We start from the raw sequence: 21,730 nt of genomic DNA, 5'->3' as shown, positions 1-21,730 counted from the left end.
ATTGACAGAAAAGTAAAATCAATCTAAAATTGTGCAAGCGTTCAGAATTGATGACGGAATAGCAGACGAATGGAGGAGCCCTTTTGGAAAATAAAGAACAGCACAAAGAACAGTTACGGGTTGATAAGGTCGTTTCAAAAATCGACAAGAAAATTATCAGTACAAAAGATGAATTTGACCGGGCCCACACAGAAACCAAAAAGGTTCAGCAGACTTATTCTGATAACACTTCAGTCAACTATTTTGAAGTCGATGACCGAATTGAAACCAGTGCCGAACTTCAACAACAACGGGGCTTGGTTTCTCGATTAACAGAAAACGAGAGTATCCTTAAAACCCAGTTATCAACCTTACATGATTTAAAAAAATCACCTTATTTCGGTCGAATCGATATCCAAGATGATGGACAACCAGATGACGAAACCCTTTACATTGGGATTGCATCATTTGAAAACGCCGATGGTGAATTCTTGGTTTATGATTGGCGCGCCCCAATTTCGAGTATTTATTATAATGGCACGCTGGGCCAGGTGGCTTATGATACCCCAATGGGTGAACAAAAAACAACCCTTAAAAAGAAGCGTCAATTTCAAATTGTCAATGGCCAGATCCGGAATATGTTTGACACAAATGAAACTGTGGGCGACGAAATGCTTCAGAGTGCATTAGGCGCGCAGAACGACGATTATATGCAAAACATCGTGGCAACCATTCAACACGAGCAAAATGATATTATCCGGGACACCAAGAGTAATTTGCTTGTTGTTCAAGGGGTTGCCGGTTCAGGAAAAACATCTGCAATTTTGCAGCGAATTGCGTTCTTACTTTACCACAGCCGCGATACGCTGGAAGCTGATCAAATTATCCTATTTTCACCCAACAAACTTTTTAGTCACTATATTTCCGAAGTCCTGCCAAGTTTGGGTGAGCGTAACATGCGCCAGGTCACCTTCGACGAATTTATTGACAATCGTTTGAAGGGATTAAACGTGCAAAGTTTATTTGAACGTTATGAAACCGATGATGCATTAACTCCTCAGCAAAAGCTGATTCGGGGATTTAAAGAATCAGCTAAGTTTATGGATAACGTAAAAGATTACTGTAATCATTTATCCGCCTCCCAAATTTTCTTCAGTGATATTATTTTTAACGAAGCTGTTTTCTTTAGTAAAGAAGAAATCCGCTCAATCTTTGATGGCTTTCCAAAAGCCATTACCGTATCCGATCGGTTCTTTAAAACCAAGAACGAACTGATCAAACGTTTAAAGAAGCGAATTAACCATGAAACTGGTAAAGACTGGGTTAACGATGAAATCGACCAGCTAAGTAATGAAAAGTATCATGACTTGCTAGCCGGTCACGCACTGGGCGAATTTCAAAACGAAGATGATGAACGATTCTTTATTGCCAAAAAAATTGTTACTGACAGATTGGAAGTTGTCTATGACGCTATCTTCAACAACAACTTTTTGGATCCTTATCTCCAATATGCCAACTTCTTAAAGACCGTTGATCTGCCACAAAACATTGATCAAAAGAAGTGGCAGCAAGCTACCAGTGAATTTAATGATGCAATTGAATTTCACAGTATTAAATTAGATGATTGCGCACCGCTTCTTTACATGCGGGATTATATCTGCAGCAGTGGTCAAAACAACACAATGAAATATTTGTTTGTTGACGAAATGCAAGATTACTCGGTAGCCCAATTAAAATATCTTCGGTATGCGTTTCCTCAAACCAAGTGGACACTTTTGGGCGACAGTGAACAGGCACTCTTTAAAGATGTTGAGCAGCCAAAGGAAATTCTTAATAAATTAAATGCTGCTTTCAACGTCCGTCATTCAAGATTAATCAGCTTAAAACGTTCCTACCGTTCAACTTACCCAATCACAACCTTTGCCAAATCAATTTTACCCAATGGCGACGATATCGAAGCGTTTAATCGGGATGGGGATCTTCCCGAACTAATCGTGTTACCAAATTTTGACAATGCCATTAAACGGCTTGAAAAAATTGTTCCTAAACAACGGAGCACTTATGGCACCGTTGCAATCCTCACAAAAAATATGGAGGAGGCCAAACAAGTTTACGATCGAATTCATAGTAAACTGGACGCAACCTTATTAAAAGACGCTGATCGAACATTGCCCAAGGGCGTTTTGGTTCTTCCAATCTATTTGGCAAAGGGATTAGAATTTGATTCGGTTATTGCTTGGGACACATCAGAAAACAATTATCCGGATGAAACCCTGCTGGGAACGCTGTACACCATCATTACAAGAGCCATGCATCACCTCACTTTACTTAGTATTGGCGATGTGACGCCGTTAATCTCGGATCAGTCATTAACAACCAGTCGAGTAAAAATTGAACGAACAATTAAAAGATAGCTGGGAACATTGATTTGGCATTTAAAAAGTAATGGCCGGGACTGAGGCAAAAGTAATTTTGTCCAGTCCCGTTTTGGGTAATCACGAGTATTACCGAGTGAAGACATGCGGCTAAAGCTATGCGAAGACAGCATCAAGTTTGACGATTGATCTGTATTGACAAAATAAAAATGTTTAATGACCTAGCGATGCTTAAATAAAGGATAGTCTCAACGTCTCCCCAATAAGACAAATCCCCCTTGATGGCTTCTTTTTGATAATTACCAAACCTTACTCGGTCGAAACGTGCAAAGCCAAGCAGCTCCCGGCCATATAAGGCAAATCTCTTGATTACTTAACCGTAATCACCGATGCTACTTGGCCGAAACGTGCAAAGCCAAGCAGCTCCCGGCCATATAAGGCAAAAAGACGGATATCCCTGAATCTGGGATATCCGTCTTTTTGCCTTATATTCTGGGAGCTAAGCGCTTGGCTTTGCACTCTTTAAATTAAATACTGCACATCACTTGCCAACGTTGGGTACGCTAAAATTTGTTGATTGAAATCATCAATTTTCATTTGGTTATCAATCATTGATGTAAACAAATTGATTAAGTAATCAGCGTGATTACTTAAAACCGTTGCCCCAACAACCGTTTCATTATCCCGATCCACGACGACTTTCGCCTTTGCAAGCGGCTCATTTAGACGATGATAGCTGTACCACTTAGTCATATCATTTGTGATTAACAGATAATGTTTATTATCATCCGCCACTTTGGATGGTAATCCAACTTGTGCCAAAGAAGGCTGACCAAACACCAAAGTTGGAATTTCGGGAAAATTGATTTTTCCAGAATTTCCATTAAGATGTTTGGCTAGGTAATTGGCTTCAAAACCGGCTACTGGTGTCAGTTTGGGGCGACTAGTGCTGACAACATCACCCATAGCAAAGACCTTTCGATTGGACGACTGTAAATAATTATTGACAATAATCCCGTGTGCATCAGCATCAATGCTCATATTTTCCAGACCAATCGTATCAATATTAGGGATTCTACCTGCCGTACAAAACACCATATCAGTCGTTAGTTTGAATTTATCATCGCCGCTTATACAATACCGATCCCCCTGTTTTTCAATTGCGTTAACATCCGTATTGAGTTGAACATCAACGCCAATAGCTTGCAAATGGGCAACAACTTCATTTACTAATTGTGAATCAAATTGCTTTAAAGGATGGCTATTGTGATGGATTAGATGGACCTTGGCCCCTGCTGCATGGGCGATCCCTGCCAATTCAAAACCGATATAACCACCACCTACAAATGTGACATCTGCGGGCATTTCATTCAAATTCAAAAAATCAGTACTGGTCTTAAAAAATTCTTTACCGACAATGTCTAAAATTTTTGGCCGCTGACCAGTCGCAATCACAAATTGATCGGCACTTAACAGATTATTTCCGGCTTGCAAGTAACCATCTTCCGTAAAGGCAGCGTGCTCGTGGTAGGTGTCAACACCATCCGAAACCAACGAATGTTGCATCGCGTTTGAAATTGGGTCAGTATACTGCCTCTTATGACGCATCAGGTCTGGCCAGTTAACACTGACGTGACCAGAAATACCATTTCCTTGCATATTATCAACAGTTTGAGTGACTTCCAACCCCGATAATAAAATTTTCTTGGGATCACAGCCACGATTAGGACACGTCCCACCAAATAAATTATCTTCAACCACTGCCACAGTTTTATTTTGACGCCGCAGCAAGTGTGCAAGTGTGCCACCCGCAACACCACCGCCTAAAATAACAACTTCATAACTTTTCACGATTCAAAACCCCCTCAAATTGTACTTAAAAAACGAATAATGCTTTCATTATTGAAAAAACCAATGGTCTCTTGATGAGTACCAATAACGCCAACTAAAGCAGTGGATGCTAAAATTCTCAGGACTTCTTTTAAATTCGACGTTTTCTCAACGGATGGTACATTCCGCTGATTGACAATCAGCTTAGGTGTAATCAGAAAGCCCGCCTCAATCACTTGACTAACCAAAATTTTGTTGAGATCGGAATAATTATTTTTACTAAAGAAGTCAGCGACAAACTGATTCGTCGGATTATTTGTAATGACTTTTGGTGATCCAACTTGAAGTAATTTTCCGTTCTTCATAATCCCAATTCGATCACCTAAACGCAGTGCTTCGTCCATATCGTGAGTAACAAAAACGATCGTATTGTGATATTGATGATGTAATTTCAATACCAATTGTTGAAGTGATTCACGAGCAAGCGGATCTAAAGCACTAAACGGTTCATCCATTAACACGATCGCCGGATTTCCAGCCAGGGCTCTTAAAATTCCAATCCGCTGTTGCTGACCACCCGATAACTCATTTGGCAGCCGAAAACGATAACTCTGATCTAAGCCAACCTCCTTTAACAAACGTTTAATCAGTTGATGAATTTGTTTGGTAGGCAAATGTTGCATTTCTGGGACAACTGAAATATTTTTTGCAACCGTCATTGTTGGGAAAAGTGCGATTTGCTGCAAGACATATCCAATCTGCCACCTCAACTTTGGCAATGAATAATCACGCACGTTTTTTCCAAACACCAAGACCTCACCATCACTGGGCTGAAGTAATCGATTAATCATTTTCAAGGTCGTTGTTTTACCACTACCGGAACTACCAACCAAAACAAAAAATTCACCAGGTATGATTTTCAAATTCAAATCCGTAATGACCGGATGACCGTCAAATGATTTGACAACGTGTTTAAATTCAATCACTGGTTGTGTCATTTTGGAGCCCCCTTTAACATGTGATGTTGATTGAGATAATGATGTGCAACCGAAGCTGGTGACTTCTTCTTGATATTTACTTCATAGTTCATTTGCTGAATCTGCTTCTCTGTAATGTGATCAGCTAAGCGGTTCAAAGCATGAACGACCCCAGGATGGCGCTTGGCAAAGCTCGTTTTCATTAAAGGCGCGCCCTGATAAGTTGGAAATACACGTTTATCATCCTTCAATACCGTTAAATGATATTGACGCAGCTCACTATCCGTCGAATAGCAGTCAATCACATTGACTTTTCCCTCATGAATGGCTCGATAGCGAAGCTCAGGTTCCATTCCCTTGACCGGAAAGTTCACATGATATTGTCGTTTAATGGCTTTCAAGCCATCCGGTCGGTCCATAAATTCCAAACTCATCCCGGCTTTTAACTTCCCTTGAATCGATTGCAGATCACCAATTGTCTTCAAATGATATCGTTTTGCAAACTGAGTCCGAACGGCAATTCCATACGTGTTATTATATTTCATTGGTTTCAAATAGGTCATTTGATTGTCAGTCGCTAACTGCTGCTTAGCCAGCTGATAAATCTGCCAAGGGTTGCTGGGCGTTGTTTTTGAGTGCGTTAAAGTTTCTAAAACAGTCCCGGTAAATTCCGGATAAATGTTAATTTGATTGCTTTTAAGCGCATTAAACAAAAAGCTGGTTTTACCAAAATTGGGCTGAAGCTCAACGCTCATTCTCGGATCCTGTACATGAATCAAATCTCGATACATGTTAATCAAAATTTCCGGTTCCGCACCCAATTTACCAGCGATCACAACCTTCTCATTCAACTGAGTAATTGCGTGGTAGCCACTGGTACCACCAACCAGAATTGCCAGGCAGCTCAACAAAATAAGAGCATGCTTACCGGCCATCTTTTGCAGGAAATCAATCAGAAACGACGTTATAATTGCCAACAAAGCAGCTGAAATTGCCCCAATGAGAATCAAATCAGTATTATTTCGATCAATTCCAAGCAAAATAAAGCTTCCCAAGCCACCGGCCCCAATCAGTGCGGCTAATGTTGCCGTACCAATAATCATGACCATTGAGGTTCGAATTCCAGAAATAATTACCGGCATAGCGATTGGTAATTCAACCCGAAATAATTTTCTGGGAAGCGACATCCCCATCGCATCAGCAGCTTCTTCCACAGATGGATCAATTTCTGTTAGGCCAACATATGTATTTTGAAATATTGGTAGTAATGCGTAAACAACCAAGGCAATCACTGCCGGAACTTTACCGATCCCAACAAAAGGAATCAGCAACCCCAAAAGTGCTAAAGAAGGAATCGTTTGTAAAATTCCGGTTATCTGTAGGAAAAAAGCAGCAATTTTCTTATATTTCCGGACCCAAATTGCCAGTGGAACCGCAATCAGCACAGAAATCAGCAATGCCCAAAACGAGATCTCCAAGTGCTGCCCAAGCGCTTGAAGCAACGATTCCTTTCGATTAAGTAACGTATCGACAAAGCCAACCAACATTCTCACCACCCAAATTTCTATTTACCCACTTATTTTACCAGTCTTAGCTGATAAATCCATCTCGTTCAATTGACATCTGTCTCGGGAATTTGTATCTTAGATGATGTAGTTAAAATTTTCTTAAAGATTGAGGTATCTCATGGTTCATCAACTTTGGCGTCAATTTCCACGCATACAATTTAAATTAATTCGGCTTGAGCCATACTTGCTCCAAGCCGTAAATCTGTCTAATCGACCAATCCACCATAAAATTACCGAACTACTTAAATCCGGGGGGAAATTCTTACGGCCAGGTTTCTTTTACATATTTTCAGAATTCGGAGAGAAAACCAATGCTGCTAAATTGCGAGCTGGAGCTGCGGCAGTTGAATTACTGCATGTTGCAACCCTAATCCACGATGATGTCATTGATGAATCAGCCCTTCGTCGGGGCGTTACAACGATTCACACGCAATATGGGCAGAAAAACGCAATTTACGCTGGCGACTATCTGTTTACATGTTACTTTGCCCAAGTCCTTAAATCGACATCAGATCCACAGGAAATGCATCGTCACGTTAATGCAATGCAATTTATTTTAAATGGTGAGTTAGATCAAATGACTTTTAATTACCATCAAGAAATGACTCAAGACGATTACTTTCATGAAATTACGGGTAAAACCGCTGAACTTTTTCGCCTCTGCTTTGAGCAAAGTGCCATCCTAACCAGTGCGCCAGCGGAAATTGTCGCACTGGGCGGCCGGATTGGACTTACGATCGGTCGAGCTTACCAGATTCTCGATGATATTCTGGATTACAGTGGATCGACTAAAAATACAAAAAAACCAGTTTTGGAGGATCTCAAATCTGGTGTCTATACATTACCATTAATCTTGGCACAACAAACCGCCCATAATCAGCTCAAACCATTTCTAGATAAAAAACAACATTTATCTGATCAGGATATTTCTGAAATTCAACGAATTGTAGTTGAGTCTGGCGGCCTAAAACGCGCACATCAAATTGCCGATAGACTAACTAATGAAGCACTAGACCTCATTACGCAATTGCCAGACCAACCCGCAAAACAGGATTTAACAAAATTAACCCGTTTATTGCTGACGAGAAATCAGTAATCACCTGTGCGACTTATTTTAATTACAGACGATCATTTGGAAAAGACTTTTAAAAAGGTTAATTCAAATTTAAATTAGGTGTATCATAAAAGTGCCTTGGGAGGACAGAATTAACCGGTAACGAGGCCGGTGCAAGCGTATGTTTCGCCGTTCCCGTTTTTTGATCACAGAATCTATCAATTAAGATCGGTTCTAAAAATGGAGCTGGACAAAAGTAATTTTGTCCAGCTCCATTTTTGTAGTCACGGCTATTACCAAGCAAAAACGTGAGACAAAAGGCAACTCCCTGACCTACAACCGAATTATCCCACTATACCACCCGATACCACCCGGAATATTGGGATAATCCAATTGTACTCTGGAAGTTAACCGCCCTGTGTCTCATTCTGACTGGACTTGGCCTTCATTTTCCTGCCTTTTAAGTTGGAATCACCGATCTCATCAGTTTCTTACCCCGTTAACATCGATGATATCTGGCTTAAACATGCAGCACAACCCTTCAATTTCTTAACTGTGATTCATCTCTAAACGTGCAAACCTAAGCTCCCGGAATATAACCCCTTAATCAGAATCCGGCGCTCAAGTCAACCGAGCCTAAACGTGCAAAGCCAAGCAGCTCCCGGCCATATATGACGCATCTCTTGATTACTTAACCATAATCACCGATGCTGCTTGGCCGAAACGTGCAAACCTAAGCAACTCCCGGCCATATAAAGCAAAAAGACGGATATCCCAGATTCGGGGATATCCGTCTTTTTGCCTTATATTCTGGGAGCTAAGCGCTTAGCTTTGCACTCTGGTTACTTTCCCCGATCCAAATCATACAACTGTCTAAATCTTGCTTCTTGTTTGTACAATTCCTGCGGCGTTCCCTGCATATCAAAATTACCGTGTTCCAAGAAGCGGACCTGGTCCACATGGGCAATTCCTGCTAAATGATGGGTTACCCAAATAATCGTTTTATCATGTAATAATTCAAAAACCTTATCCAATAACTTTTTCTCCGTTATTGGATCCAAACTGACTGTCGGTTCATCCAAAATAATAATTGGCGCATCCTGCAAAAGGATTCTTGCTAATGACAAACGCTGCCTTTCACCGCCTGAAAACCGTTGACCAGCCTCTTGCACCTCAGTGTTGTACTGAGCCGGTAACGACTCAATTAGATCTTTTAAACCAACGGCTGCAATTGCGTCTTTGACTGCATCATCAGAAGCATTGGTATTTCCCAATCGAACATTATTCATAACGGTTGTATCAAATAAGTAAGGTTGTTGATCTAAAATTCCAAACAATGATGATCGAACATCCTGTAAGCTAAGAATGTTTTGACCATTGATCTCAACACTCCCATCATCTGGAGTTAAGTCACCAACCATCAACTTTAATAACGTACTTTTACCAGTTCCACTAGGTCCTAATAATGCCACCTTTTCTCCTGGATGGATCGTCATGGAAATATGATCGACCACTTTACGATCACCATCAGGGTACTGAAAACTTAGTTGTTTGATGGAAAGGTCTTTAAATGGTTCTGACAAACTTGTTTGTTTAACAGGATGGCCATCCCCGCCAGCATCCAACTGATTAACCCGCTCGATTGAACGACGATAAACCGGCCACTCACTGGCACCCTGACTAATATTTAAGAAAGGTGAAACAGCCGGAAAGATCGCCAAAGCAAACGCAGCCACCCAGTTAGCCAAAGATTTGGTTGCTGTAAACGAATATGCTGACCATACCAACAACACCAGGACACTTAACAACACCATTACTTGAACAAAGAAAGAACGCCACCATTGATAGTAATGATCATGTCGACGTAACTTGGCAATTTGTTCAATTGGCTTCTTCTGTAAAGCCATAAAATCGTCATATCGGCCGGATATCAACCAATCACCCAATCCTAGTACTTCATCAGTTAAATTCGTGTAGAAAGTATGTTGGATTTGATGCTGACGATATTCACGAACCCCATTAGTCGTAACCGAAATTAAAGGCATTAAAATAATAATCACACCAAGCAACAGCAGTAATAAGATACCAACAACCCAATTCATTGCACCAATGGCGATCACAATGAACACATAAAGGAGCCAACCAATCACCATCGGAAAGACCGTCCGTAAATACAGATTCTCAATATGTTCGATATCATCGACCAAAATGCTCAGAATATCACCTGTCTGATGCGATCTCTGAATGGCTGAAGCTTTTTTCTCAACAGACTGATATAATTTCTTTCGAAAATCAGAAACAATTTTTAAAACCCAATTATGACTGGTAAGCCGTTCAACATATCTAAACGACGGCCGGGCAATCCCAAATGCCCGCGCCAGCACAACTGGAACATAGATATAAATAATACTTGAAGGTCGCCGGGCAGCTTCACTGATTAAATAGCCAGAATTAAACATGAGTGCGCCACCGGAAAAGAACGTCATAAATCCAAGAAATAAGACTAAGATGAGCAATCCCTTATATTTTCGTAAATACGGCATTACCCAAGTATCATGTGCGAATGTTTGTCGCAATCCTTTCATAAGTCTGACGCCTCCATTTCTGAACGTAATTTAACATAATCGCCATTTTGATTTGCCAGTTCTTGAGGCGTCCCCTGTTCAACCAACCGACCGTGATCCATAACCAATACATAGTCCATTTCACCAATCCAATGAAGCCGATGAGTCGCAAAGAAAACCAAATGATTGTCAAATACGGGTAAAATATCTTTTTTTAACGCTGCCTCAGTCTCAATATCCAAATGGGCAGTTGGTTCGTCAAACAAGAGAATTTTTCGATCGGTATCTAAAAATGCCCGCGCCAGTGCAATTCGTTGGGCTTGACCCCCACTAACACTTCGAGCTCCTTCACCAATCATGGTTTCCAATCCGGCCGGCAACGACTTGATCCACTTAGTAAGGCCTGCCCGCTCAGCCGCATTTCGAATCGATTCAGATGTTGCATGATCCACGTAAAAGGCAATGTTTTGCGCCAATGTTGCATGAAATAAATATGGATTTTGTGGAATATACAAAAAGTTTTGCTGCCAAGCTTCCTGATTCAAATGGGGCAGTTTTTGACCATTAATCGCAACTTGATCGGGTTGATCAGGTGACAAAAAACCACCAATCAGATTAACCAAAGTTGATTTACCAGATCCAGATGCACCAATGATCCCAATCTTTTTCATCCCCTGAATGTTAATGGAAATATTTTTTAAAGCCGGTTGCTTGCTCTCAGGGTAGGTCAACGAAACGTGACTAAGCACCAACTGAGATTGGTTATCCCACTTAAATGATGGCAATTCATCACGTTGCTTCATTTCCGGCTCATTTAAAACATCCAAAACTGCCGTTAATGCATTTTTCCCGTTTAACGTGGCATGATAGTCGTTGGCAAAATTCCGAATTGGCATGAAATATTCTGGTGCTAACACCAAGATTGTGAGCGCTGGCAATAAAGTTACTTTGCCGTCCAACAAATCAAACCCAAGGAAAACGGCAACGACAGCAATAGACAACGTTGTGAAGAAATCGAGTGCAAAGGTGGATGTCAACGCAATCTTCAGTGTTGACATTGTTTCTTTTCGGTAAGACTCGCTAACTTCGTAAACATTGTCTGCGTAACGCTTAGAAAGTCCTAATTGCTTGAGGGTTGAGAGCCCCCGTAATGTATCGACGAAGTGGTTGGACAATCGCTGATAGCCTTCATATTGGCGATCCGCCTTAGCCTGCGCCGCATACCCCAGAATGATCATGAATAAAATAATGACGGGAAAAATAATAAATAAAAAGATAGCCTGTTCCCACCGAAGGAACAAAATGTAAAGCAACACCAGCCATGGTGTAATCGACATATCCAACACCTTGATAATAACCAACATTAAATAAGTTTGGACTTTATCAATACCTTCAAGTGCCATGGTCACGATGTTACCGGTTCCGCGTTTTTCAATCTCTGCCGGTCCAAGTCGGAATATTTTTGCCATCAATTTTTCGCGAATTTGACCACTTGTTTTTTCAACGTACGGAAAGAAAACCCGATTTTGCCAAACCGTGAGCAAATGGCGGCATAGAAAAGCAATCATAAAAATGATAGTTGGACCAACAATCGCCTTAAATGATTGTAAATTCCATAAACCAACAATCGCAATTGATAAATAACGAGCCTGAACGATAATCGCAACTGCCTGAAAAAAGACAAGTACCCCCAAAATGATGACGTATCGTCGCATCCCCGGTAAAGCGAACAATCTTTTGTCAATCAAAATCTTCACTCCCCAATATTCAAAAATACTTACAATGTTTAGTATAGAGAAAAATTGCACACAATGAAATAGGCCATCTTCAAAAAAGAACGAAATCACATGCCGATCATTGTAAAAAAAGACGACAACTGACTATAATCACCCAGTGTTGTTGGCATGACATTTTTCATAACCAATATAAAAAAGAAACGAAACCGGAATAGTTTGTTCCTAATTTCGTTTCTTTATAAAATCCATTTATTCTTCTAATAAGACCTAATATCAACTTACTCTTTGGCAGCTGCTGGTGATTTCAAACGCTTATAAAATACCCAGTAACTCCAAACGAAGTAAATTAACACAATCGGCAAAATTGAAAATGTCAAAATTGTCATCAAGTGTAGCGTATAGGGTGAGCTTGAAGCATCCTTAATCAAAATTGATTTTGCATTGGTTGTGGCAATCATGACTCGTGGAAATAGGCCGTTAAAGATTAACACAACAACACTAATCAGCGATAAGCCACTTGAAATAAACGATACCCAATCATGCCGAGCCTGAGCACCCCACCATGCAGCTAACGTAAAGATAACCAAAGCAACTAAGATCGACCAAGTAGAGATTGGTTTACGACTGAAGAAGTCAGTATACATCATGAGCAAAATAACAAAGACAACCTCACCTGCTAATAAAACGGGGTAAAGAACCTTGCTCCATTTTTGAGCCCGGTCACGCAATTCGCCGCTGGTCTTTAATCGAATAAAATTGAGTCCGTGGATGAAGCACAGTAGTGAAACCGCAACCCCACCAACTAATGAGAACCAGTTAACGTATGTGGTAAAAGTACCAAAAATATTTCCTTGAGAATCCATTGGAACACCTTGAATCATACTGGTGAACATCATCCCAAATAAGAATGCGGCACAGAAACTACCAATTGTTGCAGCCCATTCCCAGAAATTACGCCATTGGTCCGTTTGCATATTTGCCCGAAATTCAAAGGAAACACCTCGGAAAATCAAGGCAACCAGGATTAGGAATAAGACGATATAATATCCGGAGAATAAGGAAGCATACCACATTGGGAATGAAGCAAACATGGCACCACCAGCGGTAATCAGCCATACCTCGTTACCATCCCAATGAGGTCCAATCGTTTGAATAATGGTATCTCGTTCGTCACGATTCTTTGCGAAGAAGCGAACTGCCATTCCAATGCCAAAGTCAAATCCTTCAAGGAAGAAGAACCCGCTGAATAGCACACCAATCAACAGAAACCAGAGAAATTGCAGATTACTCATTATGAGCCGCCCCCATTTCATATGGATCTACTTTCTTAGAAGTCTCGTCAGGCTTGGTTGAATAACCATCAGTCGTTACAGAATCTGGACCAGCCTTGAGAACTCGATGACTCAAGAGAATCATCACTAGTCCTAATCCGGCAAAGATCAAGAAGTAAACGATATTAGTAAATAATAGTCCGACAACTGTTGATGTTGGCGATACCGCATCAGCGATCGTTAACAACCCATAGACAACCCATGGATAACGACCAAACTCTGTGATGAACCAACCAGCGGTATTCACAATGAATGGTAACCAGAGACAGATCCCCATAACATATAAGAACCAGCGCTGTCTCATAATTGCTTGCGACTTCTTGCGGTTAAACCAAAGACCAATGATTGCAATCAAGCCGAACAACCCTGCCGAAACTGCCATAAGACGGAAGCTCCAGAACAACGTCTTGGTTGGTACATAATAATTCTTAATATTTCGGCCTTGACGTGTATTGTCATATTTAGCTTTTAACTCTTTGTTAACTTGATTTTGGCCCTTAATTGTTCCACTTAATTTATGATAACTTAAAATATTCAGAACATAAGGAATATCAATTGACCAAGTCGTTTTATGATTCTTAGTGTCAAGCCCCGCAGCAGCAGCCCACTCGCCTTTATTGGTTGAGTTCTTGTACAATCCTTCCATTGCTGAGAATTTCATTGGTTGACTATTAATTAGGTAACGAGTTTGGGTATCACCTGACCAAACAGAACCTAAGCATGCGCACAAACCGATGATTAAGCCAACTTTCAATGACTTACGGTAGAAATGTTCATGATCTTTCTTAAGTAATCGCCATGCCGAAGCACCTGCAACAACAAATGATGCCGTTAGAAAAGCACCAAAGATAACGTGTGGAAATTCATTCCACAATTGACGGTTACTAACAACTGCTGAAAAGCTAGTCATTTGAACACGATGGGTACTTGCGTTAATTGCGTACCCAACTGGGTTTTGCATAAAACTATTTGCAGCCAAAATCCAAACTGCTGACAATGTTGAACCAAAAGCAGTTAACCAGATAAACAAACAGTGAATCACCTTGTTGAATCGATCCCATGTAAACATCCAAAGACCGATAAAAGTTGATTCCATGAAGAATGCGGCCAGCGCTTCAATTGCAAGTGGTGCACCAAAAATGTCCCCCATAAATCGAGAATATTCCGACCAATTCATTCCAAATTGGAATTCTTGGATAATACCAGTAACAACACCAACTGCAAAACTATATAGGAAAATCTTCCCCCAAAATTTTGCCATGTTCTTGTAGGTATCATCCTTCTTAATAACGTAGACCGTTTCCATAATCGCTACAATAAATGCTAATCCAATTGAAAACGGAACAAAGAAGAAGTGAAACACAGTGGTCATCGCAAATTGAAACCGCGACAAGCCTAAAACTGATAAGCCAATATTGAACATTGTTGTATCCCCCCTTAACTAATACATTATGAGTTCTCCTCATATAGGTCTATTGTATCGACATGTGAGCGAATATTCAAATGAAAATGTCATTCAAATATCATCATTTGCTTATAAGAACCCCGTTCTGGCTCCAATAGCCAACCGAAATATCTGGAAGCGGCAACAAATTTGTCACCTCAAGCCCAGTCTGGCCTCTCTTAAAAGATTGTAATGGCTATCATTAGACAATCCACGACAGGACTTTTATAATATAGTTGATAAGATTTATTAATGCAATCATTCGTCATTTTGTATATTTATTTACTAATCTTATTACACTATTAATTGAGGGGGGAATTGTTATGTCAAAGAATATCGTTGTCATTGGTGCTGGCTTTGCTGGTGTTTACGCGACAAAGCGACTTGCTAAACAGTTCAAAAGTAATTCCGACGTAAAAATTACTTTAATTGATCGTCATTCTTATTTCACTTATATGACGCGACTACATGAAGTGGCCACAAAACGAGTTGATCCAGACAGTATTCAATATGATTTGCAACGGATCTTTCACAAGCAAAAAAATGTCCAACTGGTAACAGATACTGTTACCCAGGTGGACAAGGACAAGAAGGAAGTTATTGCCGAACATGGCACTTATCCATTTGATAGCCTATTAATTAGCTTAGGTGGAGAACCAAACGATTTTGGGACTCCCGGCGTCAAAGAAAATGGATTTACACTTTGGTCGATGGAAGATGCGCTGCGGCTACGCGCTCATATCAGTGAAATTATCCGGCAAGGTGCGATTGAACGTGATCCAACAAAACGTCAATCCCTGTTGACGCTGGTTGTTTGTGGGTCTGGATTTACAGGTGCCGAAACCGTTGGGGAATTAATTGATTATCGAAAAGTTTTAGCTCGTGAAAATAAACTTGACCCTAATGAAATTAAGATTGTTCTGGTTGAAGCTGCACCAGCTATTATCAAGATGTTGGATCGGACAAATGCTGCCCATGCTGAAGCCTACTTCAAAAAAAATAATATCGATATCAGACCATCTTCAATGATCACTAAAGTCAACGCAGATAGTGTTGATATCAAGGATCAGGATTCAATCTCAACTCATACTTTAATTTGGACCGCGGGTGTCAAAACGAATCACATTGCTGATGATTTTGGCATCGATGCTGGCCGTGGCGGCCGATTAATCACTAACCAGTATTTGCAGGCAAAGGGGTTCGAAGATAAAAGTATTTACGTTGCCGGTGATGATGCCAACGCAACTGAACAAGGAGCCGAAAGAGCCGTTCCTCAAACAGCACAGGAAGCCGAGAATGAAGCAAAGGTTGTTTCGGACAATATGGCGGCCGATATCAACGGTAATCAGAATTATACCGAATTTAAAGATGATAATAAGGGCTTTACTGTTTCATTCGGTGCTTACTACGGCATTGCCCAAGTCTTTGGCGGCAAACGTATTCGTGGTTGGATTGCCACAATTATGAAACATTTTACCAACATCCTCTACTTCATGCGTATTCGCTCCGGTTATTTTATGTTTCAATATATTTTAGATGAATTTTTCCGCGTCGATAATGATCGAACCGTCTTTGGTGGTCATACAGCACGTCGAAGTAACGTTTTATGGAGTGTCCCACTTCGACTATTCTTTGGACTGGCGTTCTTCTTGGACGGTCTAGCCAATATGAATGGTTCCGGTGGTTTTCTTGTCGTCGGTTACCCAGAATTGGCAATCTGTGAGTTAATCATTGGTGGACTCATCTTCTTGGGCTTCTTAACATGGTTGGCTAATTTAGCAATCATCGTACTCTTCTTTAGTGCCATGCTGACTTGGTCAACTGTTTGGGTAATCTTTGTCGCATTGGCCTTAATGAATGGTTCAGGTCGCTCATTTGGATTAGACTATTGGTTTGTTCCTTGGTTACAACGTGTCTGGGGCAAATCCAGGTATGGTGTACCACAATCAGTTTACAAGAAATAACTATTAATTTATAAATCAATCCAGTCTAATTTGGAACGATAATTAAAAAGCTTCCGAATAATCTCAAACTAAGATTATTCAGAAGCTTTTTTAGTGCCATCGAAAAGCAATATTATTCATTGTTTGGCAATCAATTTTTCTAAGATTATCATGATAAATAAGCTTTTTGCGAACCAATCGATCCTTATTCTGCTGTCAGGCTCCAGATTAAGTAAAAAGCTGAAACACAAACGGTAAAATTTTATCTCTTATGCTTAATTAAATGGCCGCGCAATACCAGCAACATCAGATCGTTGGCCATTCTTGATTGGCTGGATCATAATTCTTGGTGGCCAACTTTCAATCACTTTATTTTTTCCAAGGTAGATTGCCACATGCCAAATCACATGAGTCCCAGGTTGATAATAAAACACGAGGTCACCTCGTTGCCGGTGATGATAGGCAACGTGCTTGAACTTCTCACTTGCCCAAAGATTGCGGCTGTTCCACTCATTACCTGGATAAGCATGATGAATTGCACTGATCGGTGCGGGATTAATTCCACCTGCATAAAGTGCCTGTATTACCAGCCCAGAACAATCAGTGCCATATTTGGGACTACTTGATGAACCAACTAAGTACGGATTACCAAGATAACGATAAGCCTGTTTAATCATTGCCTGAATGTGTGCTTGACGACCTTGCCAAATACTGGCTCTCAGTGGTGCAACATAACTATCAATTGCCGTCCATGACTGTTTTGTAAATCCCATTCTCAACCAGGTCTTTTCATTCACATTGCCAGTCACCTTTAACCCGTGGCGTCGTTGAAATCGTTTGACAGCATTAAAGGTTGCTTGGTTATAATTGTTGTACCCAGTATAAGTCCCCATTTTGCGCATAATAAGCCAAGTCTTAATTCCTTCAAAATGCCTTTTGACGGTATAACCAATGTGCCCAAATGGTTTAATTTGCTGCGATTGAACCTGATAGTAGCGTTTAGGGTTTTGATATGCTTTTGCTTTTCTATTCGCCTTATCAAGGTGATTGCTGCTTACAGAAGGGACAGTTGATTGCCCACTCCATAATTTATTATCTTCGGTCTCTAAAAAGCTGGTAGTGTTTTGAGTATTCGCATGAGCAACCATGTGACCTCCTAGAAACACGGCCACCACTGCCAAGCTTAATCCCCAAACTTTTATTTGTTTAATCAATTTTCTTAACCCCTCAATTAATAACTCAACGCTCGATAGGCATCTAAACGCCAATGCTTTTGAAATGTATGATTCGATAAACTTGATCTTCTAACCGTCCACGGATCATTGTAATAAATACGTGACTTGGAATAGCCGGTCACGGTAACGGCATGATTTGCAAACCCGTCAAAGTTTGCCAACCATACAACAGCCAAATGATTTTGATGGATTTGCATTTTAACTGCTGAAAGCGATTTTCCCGTCATATTAACTGAAGTGCCAACGTGTTTAGCCACAAGTTTGGTTAAGCCAGCCGGATAAACATACCAGCCATTCCTTGAATAAGGACTGCCAACAAATCCTTTGTTAGGATTATGGCTTCGTGGCATCTCTTTAGCCAGTTGTAATTTGGTCACTTGTTGGCCGGCAAACTGCAGCATCATAGTAACGGCCGTTATTTCACAACCAGTTGGTAATTCTGGCCGTTGTGCGATCAATGGCGCAGTTAATCGGTAGTTGCTCTTTACTGTCCCATTTTGATGAATCCAACCGGTAAACGTGTGATGAGTAAACTTTAGCCAAGTACCTTGGTTAGTTTGCTCTTCACGGGTAATATGAACGTCTTGCTCGTGAAATTTCCGTCCATACGCAATTGGTTCAAAATTATCCGGCGATGTTCCATAGCCCCCAGAGGAATATATCCCACAATTGTGTTTTAAATTGGGACCAATTTTAGTGTGATAATCAACGATTTGCTGATTTAAAATCTCCACAGGCGTTGCCGCACGCGCATTAACCGACTGAGATTGAACGCCAAGCACCAACCCAACAATCAAACTAAACAACTCTACAAAAACCCAGCCAATGTGATTACTTTTCATCTCGTTCTCCTACTGCCTCAAGTATTAATCATATTTTCATAAGATTATATAAAAATAAGTATAACAGATCACTTCAAGAAAATCAGAGAACGTTTTGGGATATGCCTAATGCCAACAAGCTTTTCCCCCGAATTTCTGACAGGCTTTTGGCTATCAACACACTTTTTGGACAAGTTACTTAGTACATACTCCTTCTCAATTAAATTTTTTTTACAATTAATGCTGAGATTTCGATTCAGATATGTAGTAATTGCATCACAACTTTAAAAAGATTGAACAAAATTTCTTTTTTTCATATTTGCAACCCCCAATCACATATCTTTAATTCAGTATTCAGGGTATGGCAATGGAATCCCTCGAAGTTGATAATCACTCTTATACATTTCATATATTTGATTGCACATTTTCCAATTTTCGGATAAAAATTGATCTCGCTCAAAATTATGTACGGATACTATCAGCTTCACTTGTGTCGGCCGATCAATCTTGTAATCAATTTGAATTTCACGTTGAATCCCTTTTCGACGACCTTGATAGCCCTTCTTATAAGGCTTAACTCGACCATTAAAACTAACCTGATCGCCAAGCTGTAAAATTCCCAACGATCTAAATCCTTTTGTTACATTAAACCAGAGATGGTCTGTTAGTAATTGATGTTGTTCGTCTTTTATAAGAAAGTAACCTAAAAAAGGACATACTAACCTAACGGTAGTCAAATACCGAAAAAATTAGTATAATTTAGTTAGGTAAAGTATTTTATTGACCAACGAGCGCTTTCGCTCGTTGGTCTTTTCTATACTCTTGATAATTTGAACCAGTTTCAATCATGGCATAGGTAATCCTAAGCAGTTTATGAGCTAATGCGACTACTGCCTTTTGCGCACTCATATGACCTTTTAAACGATAGAAAAAGTCTTTTAATCCAGAGCAGGTTTGTCTTTTCGCACCTAGCGCTGCGGTTACCAGGGCAGTTTTCAAATAAACATTTCCATGCAAAATGTGACTGCTTTTGGATTGGCCAGCTGATTCATAATTTCCAGGACATAGGCCAGCCCAAGAAGCCAAATGATGAGCGGTCGGAAACGGGCTTACATCTGTCCCAACTTCGGCGATCACAATTTGGGCAATGTGTTTACTAATCCCTGGAATGGTTTGAAGCCGAAGATACAATTCTTCAAGTGGTTGAAGTTGTTCTTCAATTAGTAATTCCAAGGCATGAATTGCCTGTTGAACATCTGCCAATAATGCAAGTTCAATCTTTAAAATTTGGCGATCACTAGGAGACAGACTGCCGTCTAAAGCAGCGACAATCATTTCCGGTTTAGCTTTTAGCTTGGCGTGCATACATTTAGAAACTGTTTGCAGGTTAATCGGTTTTCCTTGGATTAATAAAGCTAACAATTTCTGGCCAGAACTACCAAAAATATCCGTTACATAGGTCGTTAACTTAATGTTTGACCGTTGAAGGATATTATGAATCTTGTTTTTAATACTCGTAGCCGTTTCAGTTAGGGACTTGCGTGTACGAGTTGATTCGCGCAATTCTTGAATTGGCCGTGGTGGAATAAAACTAGCAGCGACTAATCCCAACCGAGCTAATTCGGCGATCCATTCCGAATCCTTTTGATCAGTCTTTTTACCCGGAATATTTTTAATAATTCTGGGGTTACATAAGACCATTTTGAAACCATAAGGTTCCAAAATTTGCCAAACCGGCCGCCAATACTGACCGGTACTTTCCATTAAGACGACTTCAACTCCCTTTTCTAACGGCCAGTTCGCGCATTGACGCAATTCGGGTGATGTTGTTCCGTAACGCCGACTGTTCTTCCGGGGCTTTTGATCAGCTCGACCAATTAAAGTGGTGAGGGTGATCTGCTTTTGGTGTACGTCGATTCCACAACACTTCTCTGTAATGACATCCATGTCAGCACCTCCATTTAGAATAAAAGTTGGCGGTTAACCTTACAGCCTTGAGGAATGAAATTTTATAAGCGTGCTCGAAGCAACAATGGGTTAATCTCGAGGACCGAAGGGCATCGGTTTTATATTCGGGCTTATTAGCACCAAAAAGATAACGATGTACAATGAAACCGCCTTCACCTATATTATACAAAGGAAGACGGTTCTTTTCATTGATGGTTACGAGGAAAAGCGAAGCGCTCCTCGGAGAGTTTTATATTCATTAGCAAAATCGTTGGGAGTGCGTGACTTTTGTTTCGATCTGAATACTTAAAGCCATATTTCTTAAATTCACCTGAAAAGTAGCAACGATTCTTACTTCCCTTTTCACGTAATTTAGTACGCATTTTAGATGTCATTTGGAAGCTCCTTTAATTAAATTTTTAGGGAACACATGTTCACCTGAATTATATCAAATAGCAGTATTCCAAGACAACACCTTTACGATTTTTTATTTTTAAGCCGTTTCCGGGATTTGAACCCGGGACCTTTTCCTTACCATGGAAATGCTCTACCTTCTGAGCTAAAACGGCATTTTAATTATCCCACTTCATTTATTTCCACGCAATATGGGAAATAGAAATTAAAGTTAGAGAGTGTAGCAATCATTTTCCAATATTAATAACACCTAATCCTCTTTTTTAAATTAATTAATTACTATACTGATAAAAAGATCCTAGACATACTGGGTTTAACCGTTAGTATCCATTTCCGGAAACATGTAGGTTTTGGTTCCTATCGGTAGCTCATTTTTTTCATTTAAAGATATCTACACCAATATTGATACTAAAAAAGCCTTCGGTAGTTATTGCACTATCGAAGACTTTCTATTTTAGCGTGGCAACGTCCTACCCTCGCAGGGGGCGATCCCCCAACTACTCTTGGCGTGC

15 protein-coding genes and 1 tRNA gene are annotated in these 21,730 nt (G+C 40.3%); 3 read left to right on the top strand and 13 right to left on the bottom strand.

Annotation, left to right across the window (positions count from 1 at the left end):
* Nucleotides 1–83: 83 nt before the first annotated feature.
* The gene (gene helD, locus FC85_RS15065; RefSeq protein ID WP_057866347.1) at nucleotides 84–2,393 is read left to right on the top strand and encodes an RNA polymerase recycling motor HelD; all 2,310 of its coding nucleotides are present in this window, start codon (nucleotides 84–86) and stop codon (nucleotides 2,391–2,393) included.
* 483 nt (nucleotides 2,394–2,876) lie between these two features.
* On the opposite strand, the gene FC85_RS15060 is transcribed toward helD, so the two are convergent.
* Genes FC85_RS15060 through FC85_RS15050 form a run of 3 tightly spaced genes read right to left on the bottom strand, consistent with a single transcriptional unit; the run spans nucleotide 2,877 to nucleotide 6,708 of the window.
* Nucleotides 2,877–4,208: a dihydrolipoyl dehydrogenase family protein gene (locus FC85_RS15060; protein WP_057866346.1), complete on the bottom strand. Its 1,332-nt coding sequence runs from the start codon at nucleotides 4,206–4,208 to the stop codon at nucleotides 2,877–2,879.
* 11 nt (nucleotides 4,209–4,219) lie between these two features.
* On the bottom strand, nucleotides 4,220–5,182 hold the full coding sequence (locus FC85_RS15055; RefSeq protein ID WP_057866345.1) for an ABC transporter ATP-binding protein: 963 nt from the start codon (nucleotides 5,180–5,182) through the stop codon (nucleotides 4,220–4,222).
* Entirely contained in the window at nucleotides 5,179–6,708 is a 1,530-nt protein-coding gene (locus FC85_RS15050; protein WP_057866344.1) for an ABC transporter permease/substrate-binding protein, read from the bottom strand. The genes FC85_RS15055 and FC85_RS15050 overlap by 4 nt, the downstream gene beginning before the upstream one ends.
* A 139-nt stretch (nucleotides 6,709–6,847) precedes the next feature.
* On the opposite strand from FC85_RS15050, the gene FC85_RS15045 reads away from it, so the two are divergent.
* Complete coding sequence (locus tag FC85_RS15045) at nucleotides 6,848–7,825, top strand: polyprenyl synthetase family protein (protein WP_057866343.1); 978 nt, start codon at nucleotides 6,848–6,850, stop codon at nucleotides 7,823–7,825.
* Nucleotides 7,826–8,625: 800 nt separating this feature from the next.
* On the opposite strand, the gene cydC is transcribed toward FC85_RS15045, so the two are convergent.
* From cydC to FC85_RS15025, 4 genes are all read right to left on the bottom strand, one after another.
* Entirely contained in the window at nucleotides 8,626–10,368 is a 1,743-nt protein-coding gene (gene cydC / locus FC85_RS15040; protein WP_057866342.1) for a thiol reductant ABC exporter subunit CydC, read from the bottom strand.
* Nucleotides 10,365–12,095, bottom strand: a complete 1,731-nt coding sequence (gene cydD / locus FC85_RS15035) for a thiol reductant ABC exporter subunit CydD (protein ID WP_057866341.1) — start codon at nucleotides 12,093–12,095, stop codon at nucleotides 10,365–10,367. Before cydD ends, cydC begins: the two co-directional genes overlap by 4 nt.
* A 266-nt stretch (nucleotides 12,096–12,361) precedes the next feature.
* Complete coding sequence (gene cydB / locus FC85_RS15030) at nucleotides 12,362–13,375, bottom strand: cytochrome d ubiquinol oxidase subunit II (protein WP_057866340.1); 1,014 nt, start codon at nucleotides 13,373–13,375, stop codon at nucleotides 12,362–12,364.
* Nucleotides 13,368–14,837 (bottom strand): cytochrome ubiquinol oxidase subunit I, encoded by a 1,470-nt coding sequence (locus FC85_RS15025; protein WP_057866339.1) that lies wholly within the window; start codon nucleotides 14,835–14,837, stop codon nucleotides 13,368–13,370. Before FC85_RS15025 ends, cydB begins: the two co-directional genes overlap by 8 nt.
* 344 nt (nucleotides 14,838–15,181) lie before the next feature.
* Here FC85_RS15025 and FC85_RS15020 point away from each other — a divergent pair, with 344 nt between their 5' ends.
* A complete protein-coding gene (locus FC85_RS15020; RefSeq protein ID WP_057866338.1) occupies nucleotides 15,182–16,822 on the top strand; it encodes an FAD-dependent oxidoreductase in 1,641 nt (546 codons plus the stop codon).
* Between the two features lie 254 nt (nucleotides 16,823–17,076).
* On the opposite strand, the gene FC85_RS15015 is transcribed toward FC85_RS15020, so the two are convergent.
* The 6 genes from FC85_RS15015 to FC85_RS14995 form a co-directional block, all read right to left on the bottom strand.
* Nucleotides 17,077–18,015 carry a C40 family peptidase gene (locus FC85_RS15015; RefSeq protein ID WP_225427563.1) on the bottom strand — a complete coding sequence of 313 codons (939 nt, stop codon included), beginning with the start codon at nucleotides 18,013–18,015 and terminating at the stop codon, nucleotides 17,077–17,079.
* Nucleotides 18,016–18,032: 17 nt separating this feature from the next.
* Complete coding sequence (locus FC85_RS15010; protein ID WP_057866337.1) at nucleotides 18,033–18,878, bottom strand: C39 family peptidase; 846 nt, start codon at nucleotides 18,876–18,878, stop codon at nucleotides 18,033–18,035.
* 326 nt (nucleotides 18,879–19,204) lie between these two features.
* Nucleotides 19,205–19,480 (bottom strand): hypothetical protein, encoded by a 276-nt coding sequence (locus tag FC85_RS15005; RefSeq protein ID WP_057866336.1) that lies wholly within the window; start codon nucleotides 19,478–19,480, stop codon nucleotides 19,205–19,207.
* 154 nt (nucleotides 19,481–19,634) lie between these two features.
* On the bottom strand, nucleotides 19,635–20,804 hold the full coding sequence (locus FC85_RS15000) for an IS110 family RNA-guided transposase (RefSeq protein WP_057866335.1): 1,170 nt from the start codon (nucleotides 20,802–20,804) through the stop codon (nucleotides 19,635–19,637).
* A 206-nt stretch (nucleotides 20,805–21,010) separates the two neighbouring features.
* The gene (locus FC85_RS15785; protein WP_147008496.1) at nucleotides 21,011–21,199 is read right to left on the bottom strand and encodes a hypothetical protein; all 189 of its coding nucleotides are present in this window, start codon (nucleotides 21,197–21,199) and stop codon (nucleotides 21,011–21,013) included.
* Nucleotides 21,200–21,300: 101 nt separating this feature from the next.
* Nucleotides 21,301–21,373, bottom strand: a tRNA-Thr gene (locus FC85_RS14995).
* Nucleotides 21,374–21,730: the final 357 nt, after the last annotated feature.

The sequence above is a fragment of the Lentilactobacillus diolivorans DSM 14421 genome, from assembly GCF_001434255.1.
GTDB classification, from domain to species: Bacteria; Bacillota; Bacilli; order Lactobacillales; family Lactobacillaceae; genus Lentilactobacillus; species Lentilactobacillus diolivorans.
Note: the sequence above shows the minus strand (reverse complement) of the source record. Positions and strands in the feature narration are given on the sequence as shown.

Bases quoted from the DNA above. Each gene is read 5' to 3' on its own strand.
- FC85_RS15055 (WP_057866345.1), bottom strand. From the start codon at position 5,182: ATGACACAACCAGTGATTGAATTTAAACACGTTGTCAAATCATTTGAC.
- FC85_RS15050 (WP_057866344.1), bottom strand. From the start codon at position 6,708: ATGTTGGTTGGCTTTGTCGATACGTTACTTAATCGAAAGGAATCGTTG.
- FC85_RS15045 (WP_057866343.1), top strand. From the start codon at position 6,848: ATGGTTCATCAACTTTGGCGTCAATTTCCACGCATACAATTTAAATTA.
- cydC (WP_057866342.1), bottom strand. From the start codon at position 10,368: ATGAAAGGATTGCGACAAACATTCGCACATGATACTTGGGTAATGCCG.
- cydB (WP_057866340.1), bottom strand. From the start codon at position 13,375: ATGAGTAATCTGCAATTTCTCTGGTTTCTGTTGATTGGTGTGCTATTC.
- FC85_RS15025 (WP_057866339.1), bottom strand. From the start codon at position 14,837: ATGTTCAATATTGGCTTATCAGTTTTAGGCTTGTCGCGGTTTCAATTT.
- FC85_RS15020 (WP_057866338.1), top strand. From the start codon at position 15,182: ATGTCAAAGAATATCGTTGTCATTGGTGCTGGCTTTGCTGGTGTTTAC.
- FC85_RS15010 (WP_057866337.1), bottom strand. From the start codon at position 18,878: ATGAAAAGTAATCACATTGGCTGGGTTTTTGTAGAGTTGTTTAGTTTG.
- FC85_RS15000 (WP_057866335.1), bottom strand. From the start codon at position 20,804: ATGGATGTCATTACAGAGAAGTGTTGTGGAATCGACGTACACCAAAAG.
- FC85_RS15785 (WP_147008496.1), bottom strand. From the start codon at position 21,199: ATGACATCTAAAATGCGTACTAAATTACGTGAAAAGGGAAGTAAGAAT.